General features: G+C 71.5%; 14 protein-coding genes. 10 read left to right on the forward strand and 4 right to left on the reverse strand.

What is annotated here, in order from left to right; all coding sequences use genetic code 11:
• Window positions 1–849 (reverse strand): hypothetical protein (locus AB0G02_RS14265; protein ID WP_360793696.1); only part of this gene is annotated, 849 nt, incomplete at its 3' end.
• Window positions 846–1133, reverse strand: coding sequence for a hypothetical protein (locus tag AB0G02_RS14270; RefSeq protein WP_360793698.1), 288 nt, complete (start codon window positions 1131–1133; stop codon window positions 846–848). The genes AB0G02_RS14270 and AB0G02_RS14265, both read right to left, overlap by 4 nt.
• A gap of 126 nt (window positions 1134–1259) precedes the next feature.
• Between AB0G02_RS14270 and AB0G02_RS14275 the strand changes: the two genes are divergently transcribed.
• Both AB0G02_RS14275 and AB0G02_RS14280 read left to right on the forward strand, forming a co-directional pair.
• The gene (locus AB0G02_RS14275; RefSeq protein WP_360793700.1) at window positions 1260–2882 is read left to right on the forward strand and encodes a DUF885 domain-containing protein; all 1623 of its coding nucleotides are present in this window, start codon (window positions 1260–1262) and stop codon (window positions 2880–2882) included.
• A gap of 93 nt (window positions 2883–2975) precedes the next feature.
• Window positions 2976–3947, forward strand: coding sequence for a quinone oxidoreductase (locus AB0G02_RS14280; protein ID WP_360793702.1), 972 nt, complete (start codon window positions 2976–2978; stop codon window positions 3945–3947).
• Between the two features lie 61 nt (window positions 3948–4008).
• Here the strand turns inward: AB0G02_RS14280 and AB0G02_RS14285 are convergent, their stop codons facing one another.
• Window positions 4009–4599: an FKBP-type peptidyl-prolyl cis-trans isomerase gene (locus AB0G02_RS14285; protein WP_360793704.1), complete on the reverse strand. Its 591-nt coding sequence runs from the start codon at window positions 4597–4599 to the stop codon at window positions 4009–4011.
• Between the two features lie 221 nt (window positions 4600–4820).
• Between AB0G02_RS14285 and AB0G02_RS14290 the strand changes: the two genes are divergently transcribed.
• The 3 genes from AB0G02_RS14290 to AB0G02_RS14300 are packed head-to-tail and all read left to right on the forward strand — an operon-like array spanning window position 4821 to window position 7179.
• Window positions 4821–5828 carry a hypothetical protein gene (locus AB0G02_RS14290; RefSeq protein ID WP_360793706.1) on the forward strand — a complete coding sequence of 336 codons (1008 nt, stop codon included), beginning with the start codon at window positions 4821–4823 and terminating at the stop codon, window positions 5826–5828.
• 6 nt (window positions 5829–5834) lie between these two features.
• Complete coding sequence (locus tag AB0G02_RS14295; RefSeq protein WP_360793708.1) at window positions 5835–6482, forward strand: hypothetical protein; 648 nt, start codon at window positions 5835–5837, stop codon at window positions 6480–6482.
• 58 nt (window positions 6483–6540) lie between these two features.
• Entirely contained in the window at window positions 6541–7179 is a 639-nt protein-coding gene (locus AB0G02_RS14300) for an HD family phosphohydrolase (RefSeq protein ID WP_360793710.1), read from the forward strand.
• A gap of 139 nt (window positions 7180–7318) precedes the next feature.
• Here the strand turns inward: AB0G02_RS14300 and AB0G02_RS14305 are convergent, their stop codons facing one another.
• Window positions 7319–8242 (reverse strand): heme o synthase, encoded by a 924-nt coding sequence (locus AB0G02_RS14305; protein WP_360793712.1) that lies wholly within the window; start codon window positions 8240–8242, stop codon window positions 7319–7321.
• Window positions 8243–8499: 257 nt separating this feature from the next.
• Here AB0G02_RS14305 and tkt point away from each other — a divergent pair, with 257 nt between their 5' ends.
• The 5 genes from tkt to opcA all read left to right on the forward strand — a co-directional run.
• Window positions 8500–10593 (forward strand): transketolase, encoded by a 2094-nt coding sequence (gene tkt, locus AB0G02_RS14310; RefSeq protein ID WP_360793714.1) that lies wholly within the window; start codon window positions 8500–8502, stop codon window positions 10591–10593.
• Window positions 10594–10621: 28 nt separating this feature from the next.
• Entirely contained in the window at window positions 10622–11734 is a 1113-nt protein-coding gene (gene tal / locus AB0G02_RS14315) for a transaldolase (RefSeq protein ID WP_360793716.1), read from the forward strand.
• A gap of 25 nt (window positions 11735–11759) precedes the next feature.
• A complete protein-coding gene (locus AB0G02_RS14320; RefSeq protein WP_360793718.1) occupies window positions 11760–13376 on the forward strand; it encodes a glucose-6-phosphate isomerase in 1617 nt (538 codons plus the stop codon).
• Window positions 13373–14914: a glucose-6-phosphate dehydrogenase gene (gene zwf / locus AB0G02_RS14325; RefSeq protein WP_360793720.1), complete on the forward strand. Its 1542-nt coding sequence runs from the start codon at window positions 13373–13375 to the stop codon at window positions 14912–14914. Before AB0G02_RS14320 ends, zwf begins: the two co-directional genes overlap by 4 nt.
• A partial coding sequence (gene opcA, locus AB0G02_RS14330; protein ID WP_360793722.1) for a glucose-6-phosphate dehydrogenase assembly protein OpcA occupies window positions 14911–15784 on the forward strand: 874 nt, incomplete at its 3' end. The genes zwf and opcA, both read left to right, overlap by 4 nt.

A 15784-nucleotide genomic window follows, 5' to 3' on the forward strand; every position in this document is an offset into this window, starting at 1 on the left:
GCGCCGGGAGAGGGCGGCCCGGACCGCGGACGCGAACCGCAGCGGCGCGGTGGCGTCGGTCTGCCGGAAGCCCAGCGAGGGCTCGACCAGCTCCAGCTCCAGCAGCAGCGGCGTGCCGTCGGGGCCCGGGACCAGGTCCACCCGCGCGTACAGGAACTCGTCGCGGCGCAGGCCGGTCAGCTCGGCGGCGGCGTCCACGACGTCCTCCGCGACCCGGCGCTGCGCGGCCGACGGCGTCGCACCCGACAGGCGTTCCACCAGGTAGAGGCCGGACTCGTCGTACTCCGCGTCGGGGACGAGCATCGCGCCCTTGGTGAACGCGTGCGAGTACTGCCCGCCGAGGAACACCAGGGCGGTCTCACCGAGGGCGTCCACGTTCGACTGGTACGGCTGCACGAGCGCGGTCACGCCCAGGGCGTCCAGGTGCGCGGCGGCCGTCGCGTGGTCGCCCGCCGCGACGCGCAGCGCGCCCCGCGACCCGGCGCCGACGGTCGGCTTCACCACGAACTCGCCGTCCGGCCAGTCGGTGAAGCCCGGCTCGGCCAGCGTCGTCGGCACCACCGGCACACCGGCGCCGGCCAGGTCGACCAGGTACTTCTTGTCGGTGTTCCAGCGCACCACCGACGCCGGGTTCACCAGCGCGGGCTCGGCGTCGCACCACGCCAGGAACTCCGGCAGCCGCTCGGTGTAGTCCCAGGTCGACCGCAGCACGACCAGGTCGGCCTGCACCGGCGTGCCCCAAGTCGTCCACGACGCCTGCACGCCGACGTCCGCGAGGGCCTCGACCAGCGCGTCGTCGTCGCCGTCACCGGACGGCAGCGTCGCGCAGGTGGCGAAGAGGACCTTCACCGGCCCGCCATCTTGTGCCGGTGCGCCGACCCGATCTTCACCGCGGCCGTCGTCTCGCGGTCCCACTCGTGCCGCTCCAGGTCCGCGACCGCGTCGACCAGCGCCTCCGCCGACGCCACGTCGGGCAGCACCACGTCGCCCATGGCGCCGTCGTCACCGACCAGCACGACCCGCGCGCCCGCCCGGCCGACGTTCTCCACGACCGCCCGGACGGGCTTGCCGTGCGCGGCCACGAACGCCGTCGCCGTCTTCACCGCGCGCCCGATCTTCTTGTCCTCTGCCACGCCCGCCAGACTAGAACCTGTCGGTAACTTGCGCGCACGTGACCGCACTCACGACCGTCAACAGGCAAACCCGAACGGGGTTCCCGGTGGCCCCCAGGAGGTCCGGGGTCGGGGTAGCTTGCGGGCGTGACTGACACGCCTACCACCACCGACCTGCTCGAACAGTTCCTCGCGTGGCACTTCGACCACAACCCCGGCAAAGCCGCCATGCTCGGCTCGACGGCGCACGACCACACCCTCGGCGATTTCAGCGCGGCCGCGTTCACCGACTACGAACGCGGCGCGCGGACGTGGCTCGACCGGTTCACCGCGATCACCACCGACGACCTCCAGGGCTCGGTGGACCGGGACCTCGTGGTCGCCGTGCTGCGCGGTGTGGGCGCGTCGGCCACGTGGCCCGCGTGGCGGCGCGACCCGTCGCTCTACACCGGCGGGGTGTTGTTCCCGTTGTTCAGCGCGTTCCTCAACCGGCTGCGGCCGGAGCACGAGCTGGTGGCGAGCGTGGTGCGGCGGCTGGCCGAGGTGCCCGCCGTGCTGGCCGCGTGCCGCGCGAACCTGGACCCGGGGCTGGCCGCGCCGAAGATCGTGAAGCGCGCCGCCGACCAGGCCCGCACCGGACGGGCGTTCCTCACCGCCACGCTGCCCGCCGAGGTGTCCGACCCGGGCCTGCGCGCGGAGGTGGCCGAGGCCGCCGAACCGGCCGCGAGGGCGTTCGACGAGCTGGCGGCGTTCCTGGACGAGTTCGCCGGGCTGGCCGCGGGCGACTGGCGGATGGGTGAGCGGCTGTACTCGACGCTGCTGCGCGAGCAGGAGGTGCTGGGTTACGGCGCGGCCGAGCTGCACGAGCGCGGCAAGGTCGCCTACGCCGAGCTGGACGCCGAGATGCGCGAGCTGGCCGGGTCGGACGACTGGCACTCGGTGATGGCGGCGTTCCAGGACGACCACCCGCCGACGCCGGAGGCGATGCGCGCGGAGTACGAGGCGGAGACGCTGCGGGCGCGGGCGTTCCTGGTGGAGCACGGCCTGGTGACGTTCGCCGAGGGCGAGGAGTGCCGGGTGGTGCCGTCGCCCGCGTTCCAGCGCCCGGTGCTGTCGGTGGCGTCCTACATGTCGCCGCCGCCGCTGACCGACCAGCGGACGGGCCACTTCTTCGTGCCGTTCCCGCCGGACGGGTTCACCGCCGAGCAGACCGCGCAGCGGCTGCGCACCAACTCCCGCGCCCAGCTCGCCACGATCGCGGTGCACGAGGCCTACCCCGGCCACCACTGGCACCTGTCGTGGCTGGCCGCGCAGGACCGGCCGGTGCGCAAGGTGTTCCGCACCCCGTACTTCTCCGAGGGCTGGGCGCTGTACGCGGAGAAGCTGCTGCGCGAGCACGGCTACTTCACCGCCGAGGTGGTCGGTGACGCGGCCAAGGCCCGCGCGCAGGAGCTGGCGCACGTCGAGGCGCGGTTGTTCCGCGCGGCGCGCATGATCGTGGACACGGCGTTGCACTGCGGCGACATGGGTGTGGAGGAGGCCGAGGAGTTCATGACCACGAAGGCGTCGTTGACGCCGGGCACGGCCACCGGCGAGGTCAGCCGGTACTGCGCGTGGCCGACGCAGGCCCCGTCGTACCTGACCGGCGCGTTGGAGATCGAGCGCATCCGGTCGGAGTACACCGGGTCGCTGCGCGACTTCCACGACACCATCGCCGGTGCGGGGGCGTTGCCGCTGGGCCTGGCCCGCAAGGTCGCTCTCGGTCAGTGAGACGCCGCGCCGGGCGGCCGGTCCGCGGAACAGGCGGGCCGCCCCGGCGGTTGGCGCACGACGTACGGACATCGCGATCAGGAGGACGAACAGATGCCCAAGGCAGTGGTGGTGCGCACGCCCGGTGGACCGGACGCGCTGGAGTTCACCGACGTGGAGGCCAAGTCGCCCGGCGCGGGTGAGCTGCTGGTCGACGTGGCGGCGGCCGGGGTGAACTTCATCGACTGCTACCACCGCGAGGGTCGCTACCCGCTGCCGCTGCCGTTCGGGCCGGGGCTGGAGGGCACGGGCCGGGTCAGCGCGGTGGGTCCGGACGTGACGGGCTTCGCGGTGGGCGACCGGGTGGCCTGGTCGCAGGCCCTCGGCAGCTACGCCGAGCAGGCCGTGGTGACGGTCGGGAACGCGGTGGCGGTGCCGGACGGCGTGGACGACGACACGGCCGGCGCGCTGCTGCTCCAGGGCTTGACCGCGCACTACCTGGTCGCGTCCACGTACCCGGTGCAGGAGGGTGACACCGTGCTCGTGCACGCCGCCGCGGGCGGCGTGGGGCTGCTGCTCGTGCAGCTGGCCAAGGCGCGCGGCGCGCGGGTGATCGGCACGGTGTCCACCGAGGCCAAGGAGGCGCTGGCCCGCGAGGCGGGCGCCGACGAGGTGATCCGGTACGACCTGGCGGACTTCGCGCCGGTGGTGCGGGAGCTGACCGACGGCGTCGGCGTCGCGGCCGTGTACGACGGCGTGGGCGCGACGACGTTCGACGGGAGCCTGGCCAGCCTCAGGCCGCGCGGCACGCTGGCGCTGTTCGGCGCGTCCAGCGGCGCGGTGCCGCCGTTCGACCCGATGCGGCTCAACCACGCCGGGTCGGTGTTCCTGACCCGGCCCTCGCTGGCCGCGTACGTGGCCACCCGCGAGGAGCTGGAGTGGCGGGCCGGCGAGCTGTTCGCGGCCGTGGCGGACGGCGCGCTGACCGTGCGGATCGGCGGGCGCTACCCGTTGGCCGAGGCGCAGCGGGCGCACGAGGACCTGGAGGGCCGCCGGACCACCGGCAAGCTCCTGCTCGTCCCCTGACCCCCACGTGCGGAAGGGCGGCCCCGGCACGCGGGACCGCCCTTCCGGTTCGCCGGGAGCGTCAGCCCTCGACCTTGACCGCGTCGACCACGAAGATCAGCGTCTCGCCGGGCTGGATGTCGCCCTGCCCGTTCGGGTAGCCCTTGTCCGACGGCACGACGAGCAGCCGGCGACCGCCCTCCTTCAGGCCGATCAGGCCCTCGTTCCAGCCCTGGATCACGCTGGCCTGGCCGATGTTCTTCAGCGGGAACGGCTCGCCGCCGTCCCAGGACGCCTCGCGGGTCCGCTGGTCGCGGAACGTCGCCAGCACGTAGTGCAGGTCGGCGCTGGAGCCGGGCTTGATCTCGGCGCCGGTGCCCTCGACGAGGTCCTTGACGACCAGGCCGTCCTGCGGCGTGCAGCCGGTCGGGACGGTGATCGTCGGCTTCTCCCCCGCCGCACCGGTCACCTGGTACTGCGACACGTCGCACGGCGGGCCGCTCGGCTCGGGCAGCTCGGCCTCGGTGGGCTGCTCGGCCTGGGGCTTGGCGGCGGTCGCGGACGGGGTGGTGGTGAGGGTGGACGGTCGGTCGCTAGCGGTGCACGCGGTCAGCGCCAGACCGGCGGACAACAAGGAGACGAGAGCCAGGGCCGTACGGCCGACAGTACGCATGGTTGCCGAGCTTAGGGTTCACCGCCGGACGCCGTGCCGCGGCCCCACCAGCAGGCCCAACGCCGGTCACGGTGCGCTGCTGTCGATCTACGAAGCAATCCGCAAATGTGCCACTAATTACCGCTTCCGCCGTTGCGTACTCGCGCGTACAGTAACTCCGCGCACTTGATCGGATACCGAGAGCATTCGGCCGATCGAGTGCCCACCAAGGAGGTGACATCGTGTCGGCGGAGCCGAAGGGCGTCCGCAGCAACCTGTTACAAGATTTGTTCTGGACCAGAACAGGCCTGCTCCTGCTCACCCTGGTAGTCACTTCCGGCAGCACTCTGGCCATTTCCAGCACAATGGATCAAGGTGCGTTGCGCACGTTCCTGACGTCGGTCGGCACCGGCACGCTGATCTCGGCCGTGGTCGGTTTCGGGCAGACGTTGATCACCAGTTCCGCGACGCAGCGGTCGCTGGTCACGCCCGTCGTCGAGGAGAGCCGCCGGGCACTGCGCCAGCTCAGCGCCGAGTACCGGTCGCTCGACCGTGAGTTCTTCCCCACCCACGTGTTCGAGCCGACCGCACGACCCGACCCGGCGTTCAACCAGCTCATGATGCAGGACCTGGAACGCACCCGGCTGTACGTGTTCCGCGGCTTCGCGGGCCGCTACGCGGCGTGCCGGTTGCTGCTGTCGCACTCGGAGTGCGAGCTCAAAGCCGTCCTGGCCGACCCGCGGGACGGTGACGCGATCAGCGGGCGGGCCCGCTACCTGTTGCGCAACGAAGGCGCCGACGGCGACTACGACTCGATCGTGGCCAGGCTGCGCGAGCACATCTCGATCGGCCTGGTGGGCCTGTTCCTGGCCCGCGGCCGGTGCTCGCGGATCGACCTGACGATCGTGTCGGACCCGCCGCTGGACCGGCTGGAGCTGTTCGACGACAGCGTGTGGCTCACCCTGTACAGCAACACCGGCGCGGGCGTGCTCCGCCTGTACCCGCGCACGGTCCGGTTCTCCGAGGGGTCGTTCATCTACGGGATGGAACGTTCCGAGTTCCTGCGCATCAGCAATTCCAAGGCAGGGCTCCACCTCGTCATCACACCGGGCACGAGTCGGCAGGACTTCTTCGCCCTGTTCGAGAAGATCACCGGGACCGCGCTCACCGAGGACGGGTTCCGATCACTCGAGGAGAAGTTCCACCGCTTCCGCAAAGAATTCTCCGCCTCCGCTCAGCTGGGGAGCTGATAAGTCGTGCTCACCGAGTTCACCGGGTTCTCCGCCCTCGCGGAGCTCGCCACGCTCATCACCGTGGCCGACCCCCCTGTCGTCGACCACTGGGGACACGTCGAGAGGCGTTTCCGGGAATGGGCGGGCCGACCCGGCCTGCGGGAGGGGCTGCGCGCGCACCTGCGCGCCCTCTCCCCGCAGGACGAGATGCGCGTCGTGGCCAGGTCACGCGAGACGACGACCCACTTCGCGTGGTGCCTGCGGGACGAACCCGCCGAGCCGTTCACGTTCTGGCTGCACGAGTACAAGCCGCAACGCGAGTGGCGCCGGGGTTACGCCGATTCCATCCACAACCACCGCTACCACTTCTGCACCACCATCCTGTCGGGCTCCTACCTGCACGAACGCTTCACCGCGGACGTGGCCGACGACGGTGGGGCGATCCTGTCCACCACCCTGCTGCGCAGCGACGAGGCCCGTGAGGGCGCCTCGGGGACGATGCTCGCGCACGAGTTCCACCGCATCCCGAAGGCCGCGGACGACACCATGACGTTCCTGGTCAAGTCGCGCGCGGTCAGCCCGTGGAGCCTCAGCTACGACCCCGACACCCGCACCAGCCACCGGCACGTGCCGGTCGAGGCGAGGCTGGAGGTGCTGACCAACAACCTGTAACCACCCCGAACGATCACCGCGCGCGCCTACCATCGGCCCACCCGAACGGGAGGGTCCAATGAGCACTGTCACCGCGCACGCGATCTCCGAGGTGGAGTGCGAGGTCTGGCGGCTGTGCCGCGACCTCGCCGCGAAACTGCAGTTCCACGGCTGGCACCACGTCAGCTTCGTGCGGGACAAAGCCGTCCACTTCGCCCGGCGCAACGGTTCGGACGTCGCGCTGGTCGAGGTGGCGGCACTGGTCCACGACGTGAACTACATGGTCAGGCGCAACTCGCTGCCGGTGGACGGCCGGCGGCTGCGGCTGGACATCCTGGCCCGCGCGGGCGTGCCGGACGAGGTCTCGGCGCGGATCGACGCGGTCGTCGAGGAGGCCGAGATGCGCACCCGCCACCGCGACATCTCGCGGGAGGCGCAGGCCCTGTCGGACGCGGACACGCTGTTCAAGGCGCTGCCGGTGACGCCGGTGGTGCTCGCGCCGAAGTACCTCGAAGAGAACGGCATCACGCTCAAGGAGCTGGCGCACAAGATCGTCGGCGAGCAGCGGGGCAAGCACGACGAGGGGTACTACTTCTACGACGCGGAGGCGGCGGCCACCTACTCGCGGTGGGCCACGGCGAACCTGGAGCTGTGGCAGTGCATCGTGGAGTCGCTGGACGACCCGACCGTCACCGAGCTGCTGTCGGCGGTGTCCTAGGAGCCTGAGGGGCCCCAAGGCCGGTCCCGCGCTGTCGCCTCGTCGGAGGACACCCGGTCGGGTGATCTTCGACGGCTCCCGCCCACCCGGACCGCTATCCGCAATTATGCGGAAAGTGCATCAAGGCCCGGGTGACCGGTCAGAACGGCCAGCCGAGGACCGGCAGGCCGATCACCGCGTCCACGGCCAGGCCGCAGAACACGAGCATCAGGTACAGGTTCGACAGGTGGAAGAACTTCATCGTGTTGGTCGACCCGCCGCGCCGCACGACACCGTGCAGGCGCTGCGCGAACACCGCGAACCACACGCCGGACACGGCCGCCACGGCGACGTAGATCCACGACGTCACGGGGGCCAGCAGCAGCGTGCACGCGACCGTGATCCACGAGTAGATGACGATCTGCCGGGTGACCTGCTGGGCCGTCGCCACCACCGGCAGCATCGGCACGCCCGCCCGCGCGTAGTCCTCCTTGAACTTCATCGCGAGCGCCCAGGTGTGCGGCGGCGTCCAGAAGAAGATCACGCCGAACATCACCAGCGCGGGCCACGCCACCGTGCCGGTCACCGAGGACCAGCCGATGATGACCGGCATGCAGCCCGCCATGCCGCCCCAGATGATGTTCTGCGAGGTCCGGCGCTTGAGCACCAGGGTGTAGACGAAGATGTAGAACAGGATCGTGGCCACCGCGAACACGGCCGAGATCAGGTTCGTGGTCAGCCACAGGAACCCGAACGACACGACGCCCAGCAGGATGCCGAAGATCAGCGCGTTGCGCGGCGGGATCGAGTCCTTCGCCAGCGGCCGGGCGCTGGTGCGCTTCATGACCGAGTCGATGTCGGCGTCGACGTAGCAGTTCAGCGCGTTCGCCGAGCCCGCCGCCAGGGTGCCGCCGGTCAGCGTGCACGCGATCAGCCACAGCGGCGGCAGGCCGCGGGCGGCCAGGAGCATCGCCGGGATGGTGGTGATCAGCAGCAGCTCGATGACCCGCGGCTTGGTCAGCGCGACGTACGCGCCGACGACCTGCCGGGGCGACCGCGCCGGAGCCTCGGTGACGGCACTCATCGCGTCGCGCTCCTCGTCAGGTCTGGGAATGAGGCCGATCGTAACCGTGCGTTCCGCGAGCAGCCCGTTCGGGTACTCCCTGAACGCACCAACCTTGGCTGTGCGTACACCCACAGAGCGTGAGTACCACGGGCCTCGGCCGGTCGGACTAGGCTGGCCGGTGGACCTTGGTAGCCGCGGATCGGGCCTGACGGGATCGATTAAGTTCGCACCCGGCCGTCACAACCGCCGCCTAGTGAGTTTGGAGCTGGAAGTCAGTGTCCGTCACCGATGACATCGCCCGGTTGACCGAAGCCCACCTGCCCGAAGACTGGACCGACCTCGACAAGCGCGCGGTCGACACCGCCCGCGTCCTGGCGGCCGACGCGGTGCAGAAGGTCGGCAACGGCCACCCCGGCACCGCCATGAGCCTCGCACCGCTCGCGTACACGCTGTTCCAGCGGGTCATGCGGCACGACCCGGCCGACGCCGACTGGATCGGCCGCGACCGGTTCGTGCTCAGCGCGGGCCACTCCAGCCTGACGCTCTACGTCCAGCTGTTCCTCAACGGCTACGGGCTGGAGCTGGAGGACCTCAAGGCGCTGCGCACGTGGGGCTCCAAGACCCCCGGCCACCCCGAGCACCGGCACACCAACGGCGTGGAGATCACCACCGGCCCGCTGGGTCAGGGCCTGGCCTCCGCCGTCGGCATGGCGATGGGCGCGCGCCGCGAGCGCGGCCTGTTCGACCCGGACGCCCCGGTCGGGCAGAGCCCGTTCGACCACCACATCTTCGTGATCGCCTCCGACGGCGACATCGAGGAGGGGGTGACGTCCGAGGCGTCGTCCCTGGCGGGCACCCAGAAGCTGGGCAACCTGACCGTCATCTACGACGACAACAAGATCTCGATCGAGGACGACACGACGATCGCGCTGTCCGAGGACACCGCGAAGCGCTACGAGGCCTACGGCTGGCACGTGCAGGTCGTCGAGGGCGGCGAGAACGTCGCCGGGATCCAGCAGGCGCTGGAGAACGCCAAGGCGGAGACCGAGCGCCCGTCGTTCATCCTGCTGCGCACGATCATCGGCTACCCGGCGCCGAACAAGCAGAACACCGGCGCGGCGCACGGCTCGGCCCTCGGCGCGGACGAGGTCGCGGAGGTCAAGCGCATCCTGGGCTTCGACCCGGAGCAGACCTTCGAGGTCGCCGGCGAGGTGCTGGAGCACACCCGCTCGGTGATCAAGCGCGGCGAGGCCGCCAAGTCGGAGTGGCAGGAGTCGTTCGACGCGTGGGCCGAGGCGAACCCGGAGCGCAAGGCGCTGCTGGACCGCCTGGTCGCCAACCAGCTGCCCGACGGCTGGGCCGACGCGCTGCCGTCGTGGGACCCGGACCCGAAGGGCGTCGCCACCCGCAAGGCGTCCGGCGAGGTGTTGAACTCGCTCAAGGACGTGCTGCCCGAGCTGTGGGGCGGCTCGGCCGACCTGGCCGAGTCGAACAACACCACGATGAAGGGCGTCGAGTCGTTCGGCCCGGAGTCGATCTCCACCAAGATGTGGAAGACCAGCCCGTACGGCCGCACGCTGCACTTCGGCGTCCGCGAGCACGCCATGGGCTCGATCCTCAACGGCATCGCGCTGCACGGCCCGACCCGCCCGTACGGCGGCACGTTCCTGGTGTTCAGCGACTACATGCGCCCGGCGGTCCGGCTCGCGGCGCTGATGAAGTCCCCGGTCGTCTACGTGTGGACGCACGACTCCATCGGCCTCGGCGAGGACGGCCCCACCCACCAGCCGATCGAGCACCTGGCCGCGCTGCGCGCCATCCCCGGCCTGACCGTCCTGCGGCCCGGTGACGCGAACGAGACGGCCGCCGCGTGGCGTGCCGTGATCGAGCACGCCGAGGGCCCGAAGGGCATTGCCCTGACCCGGCAGAACCTGCCGGTGCTGGAGGGCACCAAGGAGAAGGCCACCGAGGGCGTGGCCCGCGGCGGCTACGTGCTGGAGGGCGAGGGCGAGCCCGAGCTGATCCTCATCGCGACCGGCTCCGAGCTGCAGATCGCGGTGGAGGCGCGCAGGGTGCTCGAGGCCGAGGGCGTCGCCGCCCGGGTGGTGTCCATGCCGAGCATCGAGTGGTTCGACGCCCAGGACAAGACCTACCAGGAGCAGGTGCTGCCGTCGTCGGTGAAGGCGCGCGTGGTGGTCGAGGCGGGCATCGCCCAGCCGTGGCACCGGTTCGCGGGCGACGCGGGCGAGATCGTCTCCATCGAGCACTTCGGCGCCTCGGCCGACTACCAGACGCTGTTCCGCGAGTTCGGCTTCACCACCGAGAACGTCGTCGCGGCGGCCCGCCGATCGCTCGCCAAGGTCAAGTGACCGACAAGACTGCACGGGAGTTGACGAGATGAGCACCAATCCTCTGGCCGCGCTCAGTGACGCGGGCGTGTCGATCTGGCTGGACGACCTGTCGCGCGAACGGCTGAACACGGGCAACCTGGCCGGTCTGATCGCGGACAAGCACGTCACCGGCGTGACCACCAACCCGACGATCTTCGCCTCGGCCCTGGCCAAGGGCGCCGCGTACGACGAGCAGGTGCGCGAGCTGGTCGCGCGCGGCGCGGACACCGACGCGGCGGTCCGCGAGATCACCACCTCGGACGTCCGCCACGCGTGCGACCTGTTCCGCGACATCTACAACGCCACCGCCGGCGTCGACGGCCGCGTGTCGATCGAGGTCGACCCGCGGCTGGCCAACGACACCGAGGCCACCGTCGCCGAGGCGCTCGACCTGGCCAAGGCCGTCGACCGGCCGAACCTGCTGGTGAAGATCCCGGCCACGGTCGCGGGCCTGCCCGCGATCACCCGGGTGCTCGCGGAGGGCATCAGCGTGAACGTGACGCTGATCTTCTCCGTCGAGCGCTACCGGCACGTGATGGAGGCGTTCATCGCGGGCCTGGAGCAGGCCAAGGCGAACGGGCACGACCTGCACGGGCTCCACTCGGTCGCCTCGTTCTTCGTGTCCCGCGTGGACAGCGAGATCGACAAGCGGCTCGACGCGCTGGGCACCCCGGCCGCGGCCGAGCTGCGCGGCAAGGCGGCCATCGCGAACGCGGTGCTGGCCTACGCGGCCTACGAGGAGACGTTCCGCGGCGAGCGCTGGGAGGCGCTGGCCGCCGCAGGCGCCCGCGCGCAGCGCCCGCTGTGGGCGTCCACCGGGGTGAAGGACCCGCAGTACTCCGACACCCGGTACGTGGACCAGCTCGTGGTGGCCGACACGGTCAACACGATGCCGGAGAAGACCCTGCACGCGGTCGCGGATCACGGCAAGATCGAGGGCGACACGGTGACCGGGCGCGCGGCGCAGGCGCAGGAGGTCTTCGACGGGCTGGTGGAGGTCGGGATCGACCTCGACGACGTGTTCCTCGCGCTGGAGACCGAGGGCGTCGACAAGTTCGAGAAGTCCTGGGCCGAACTGCTCGAGACGGTCACCGGACAGCTGAACCAGGCCAAGGGCTGAGAGCCGAGAACGGGACAGGACTGACATGACCGAGGTGATCTCCGTGGAGATCGTCCGCACACCGAACCAGAACCAGGTCGACACCGTCATCGGTGACCTGGTCCGGGATTCGGCTCCGAGCAGGCTCACCGCCGGGGACGCCACCCTGTGGGGCGCCGACGCGGAGTCGGAGGCGTCCATCCGCCTGGCGTGGACGACGCTGCACGAGACGTCCCGCCCGCTGGTCGCGGAGATCACCGCGCTGCGCGACGAGCTGCTCGCCGAAGGCGTGGACCGCGTGGTCCTCGCCGGCATGGGCGGCTCGTCGCTCGCGCCCGAGGTGATCACCGGCACGGCGGGCGTGCCGCTGGTGGTGCTCGACACCACCGACCCCGGCCAGGTGGCCGAGGCGCTGGCGGGCGACCTGGAGCGCACGGTGGTGGTGGTGTCGTCCAAGTCGGGCGGCACCGTCGAGACCGACAGCCACCGGCGCATCTTCGAGGCCGCGTTCACCGCCGCGGGCATCGACGCGGCGTCGCGCATCGTCGTGGTGACCGACCCCGGCTCGCCGCTGGAGGCGGCGTCGCGGGAGGCCGGCTACCGCAAGGTGTTCCTGGCCGACCCGCACGTGGGCGGCCGGTACTCGGCGCTCACCGCGTTCGGACTGGTGCCCTCGGGCCTGGCCGGCGCGGACGTCGGCCGGCTGCTGGACGAGGCCGCCGCCGCCGCGCCGCTGGTGTCGGCCGACTCGGCGGACAACCCGGCGGTGGTGCTGGCCGCGACGTTCGCGGTGGCCCACGCGCACGGCGCGGAGAAGATCGTGTTCGCCGACACCGGCTCCGGCATCGCCGGGTTCGGTGACTGGGCCGAGCAGCTGATCGCGGAGTCGACCGGCAAGAACGGCACCGGCCTGCTGCCCGTGGTCGTCGAGGGGCCGGGCGCACCCGGTTTCGTGGACGCCCGCTCGGACGCCACGACCGTCGCGATCGGACCGGCCACCGGCTCGTCGTCGCTGTCGGTCGAGGGCTCGCTCGGCGCGCAGTTCCTGGTCTGGGAGTACGCGACCGCGCTGGTGGGCCGGGTGCTGGAGATCAACCCGTTCGACCAGCCCGACGTGGAGGCGGCGAAGAAGGCGGCCCGGTCGCTGCTGGACTCCCCCGCCGCGTCGACGGTCGAACCGGCCTTCGTGGACGGTCCCATCGAGGCCTACCCGAGCGAGGGCTGGCTGCCGGCGGACGTGAAGACGGTCGCGGAGGCGTTGCGGGTGCTCGTCGCCGCCGCGCCGGAGCACGGCTACCTGTCCGTGCAGGCCTACCTGGACCGGCTGGACGACGCGTCGTTCGCCCTCACCCGCGCGGAGCTGGCGCAGCGCTCGCACCTGCAGACCACGTTCGGCTGGGGTCCGCGGTTCCTGCACTCGACCGGCCAGTACCACAAGGGCGGCCACCAGAACGGCGTGTTCCTGCAGCTCACCGGCGCGTCCGAGACGCAGCTGGAGGTGCCGGGCAGGCCGTACGACCTCAGCACGTTGCAGTTGGCCCAAGCGCTGGGTGACGGCCAGGTGCTCGCCGAGCACGGCCGCCCCGTGCTGCGGCTGCACCTGACCGACCGCGTCGCCGGGCTCGCGCAGCTCGTCGAGGCGATCCAGGAGGACGGTTCGTGACCACTCCCCTCAAGCGCAACCCGCTGCGCGACGCCCGCGACAAGCGGCTGCCCCGCATCGCCGGGCCGTCCGGCCTGGTGATCTTCGGCGTGACCGGTGACCTGTCGCGCAAGAAGCTCATGCCGGCCATCTACGACCTGGCCAACCGCGGCCTGCTGCCGCCGGGCTTCGCGCTCGTCGGCTTCGCCCGCCGCGACTGGGCCGACCAGGACTTCATGCAGGTCGTGCACGACGCCGTCAAGGAGCACGCGCGCACGCCGTTCCGGCAGGAGGTCTGGAACCAGCTGGCCGAGGGCATCCGCTTCGTGCAGGGCACCTTCGACGACGACAGCGCGTTCGACTCGCTCGCCACGACGCTGTCGGACCTGGACCGCGACCGCGGCACCGGCGGCAACCACGCGTTCTACCTGTCGGTGCCGCCCAGCGCGTTCACCACGGTGGTCAACCAGCTCAAGCGCGCGGGCCTGGCCACGCCGCCGAGCGACAGGCCCGACCAGTGGCGCCGGGTGGTCATCGAGAAGCCGTTCGGGCACGACCTGAGCAGCGCGAAGCAGCTCAACAAGACCGTCAACGACGTCTTCCCCGAGGAGTCGGTGTTCCGCATCGACCACTACCTCGGCAAGGAGACGGTGCAGAACATCCTGGCGCTGCGCTTCGCCAACCAGCTCTACGAGCCCATCTGGAACGCCAACTACGTCGACCACGTGCAGATCACCATGGCCGAGGACATCGGCCTGGGCGGTCGCGCGGGCTACTACGACGGCATCGGCGCGGCCCGCGACGTGATCCAGAACCACCTGCTCCAGCTGCTCGCGCTGACCGCGATGGAGGAGCCGGTGTCGTTCCGGCCGAGCGACCTGCGCGCGGAGAAGGTGAAGGTGCTCTCCGCGACCCGGGCGATCGGGCCGTTCGACGAGACCACCGCCCGCGGCCAGTACACCGGCGGCTGGCAGGGCGGGCAGAAGGTGCCCGGCCTGCTGGAGGAGGGCGGGTTCGCCAAGGACTCGGTCACCGAGACCTACGCGGCCATCACCTGCGAGGTGAACACCCGCCGCTGGGCGGGCGTGCCGTTCTACCTGCGCACCGGCAAGCGCCTGGGCCGCCGCGTCACCGAGGTGGCCGTGGTGTTCAAGCGCGCGCCGCACCTGCCGTTCGACGACACCGCGACCGAGGAGCTGGGGCAGAACGCCCTGGTGGTGCGGGTGCAGCCGGACGAGGGCGTGACCATCCGGTTCGGGTCCAAGGTGCCGGGCAACTCGATGGAGGTCCGGGACGTCACGATGGACTTCGGCTACGGCCACGCGTTCACCGAGTCGTCCCCCGAGGCCTACGAGCGGCTGCTGCTCGACGTGCTGCTCGGCGAGCCGTCGCTGTTCCCGAAGAACGACGAGGTCGAGCTGTCCTGGGAGATCCTGGACCCCGTCCTCGACCACTGGGGCCGCCACGGCGCCCCGGAGAAGTACAAGGCAGGCACCTGGGGCCCCGCGTCAGCGGACGAGATGCTGGCCCGCACCGGCAGGCACTGGAGGCGTCCGTGATCATCGACCTGCCCTCGACGACCACGTCGCAGGTCAACAGCAAGCTCGTGCGGCTGCGCGAGGAAGGCGGCGCGGTCACCCTCGGCCGGGTGCTGACGCTGGTCATCGTGACCGACGACGGCACCAAGACCGAGGACGCCATCGACGCGGCCAACGACGCCAGCCGCGAGCACCCCTGCCGGGTGATCGTGGTGGCGCGCGGCGCGCGCAAGGCCGCTCCCCGGCTCGACGCGCAGATCCGCGTCGGCGGTGACGCGGGCGCGTCCGAGGTCGTCGTGCTGCGCCTGTACGGCGAGCTGGCGAACGAAGGCGCGTCGTGCGTCGTGCCGCTGCTGCTGCCGGACACCCCGGTGGTGGCGTGGTGGCCGAACGAGGCGCCCGCCGTGCCCGCCCAGGACCCGATCGGGCAGCTCGCGCAGCGGCGGATCACCGACGCGGCGGCGGAGAAGAACCCGATCCGGGCGCTGGAGCAGCGCAAGTCCGGCTACACGCCCGGTGACACGGACCTGGCGTGGACGCGGTTGACGCTGTGGCGGGCGATGCTCGCGTCGGCGTTCGACCTGCCGCCCTACGAGAAGGTCACCGAGGCCGAGGTCAGCGGCGAGAGCGACTCACCGTCGACGGACCTGCTGGCCGCGTGGCTCGCCGGGTGCCTGCGGGTGCCGGTGAAACGCCTGAAGGCCGCCCGCGGCGAGGGCATCGTGGACGTGCGGCTGGAGCGCCGGTCCGGTGTGGTGGAGCTGTCGCGCCCGGACGGCAAGGTCGGCACGCTGACCCAGGCGGGTCAGCCGGAGCGGCGGGTCGCGCTGCAGCGCCGCCAGGTGCGGGACTGCCTGGCCGAGGAGCTGCGCCGGCTCGACCCGGACGAGG

The organism is Actinosynnema sp. NPDC023658 (assembly GCF_040639995.1).
Taxonomy (GTDB): domain Bacteria; phylum Actinomycetota; class Actinomycetes; order Mycobacteriales; family Pseudonocardiaceae; genus Actinosynnema.

Bases quoted from the DNA above. Each gene is read 5' to 3' on its own strand.
- AB0G02_RS14280 (WP_360793702.1), top strand. From the start codon at position 2,976: ATGCCCAAGGCAGTGGTGGTGCGCACGCCCGGTGGACCGGACGCGCTG.
- AB0G02_RS14285 (WP_360793704.1), bottom strand. From the start codon at position 4,599: ATGCGTACTGTCGGCCGTACGGCCCTGGCTCTCGTCTCCTTGTTGTCC.
- AB0G02_RS14300 (WP_360793710.1), top strand. From the start codon at position 6,541: ATGAGCACTGTCACCGCGCACGCGATCTCCGAGGTGGAGTGCGAGGTC.
- AB0G02_RS14305 (WP_360793712.1), bottom strand. From the start codon at position 8,242: ATGAGTGCCGTCACCGAGGCTCCGGCGCGGTCGCCCCGGCAGGTCGTC.
- tal (WP_360793716.1), top strand. From the start codon at position 10,622: ATGAGCACCAATCCTCTGGCCGCGCTCAGTGACGCGGGCGTGTCGATC.
- AB0G02_RS14320 (WP_360793718.1), top strand. From the start codon at position 11,760: ATGACCGAGGTGATCTCCGTGGAGATCGTCCGCACACCGAACCAGAAC.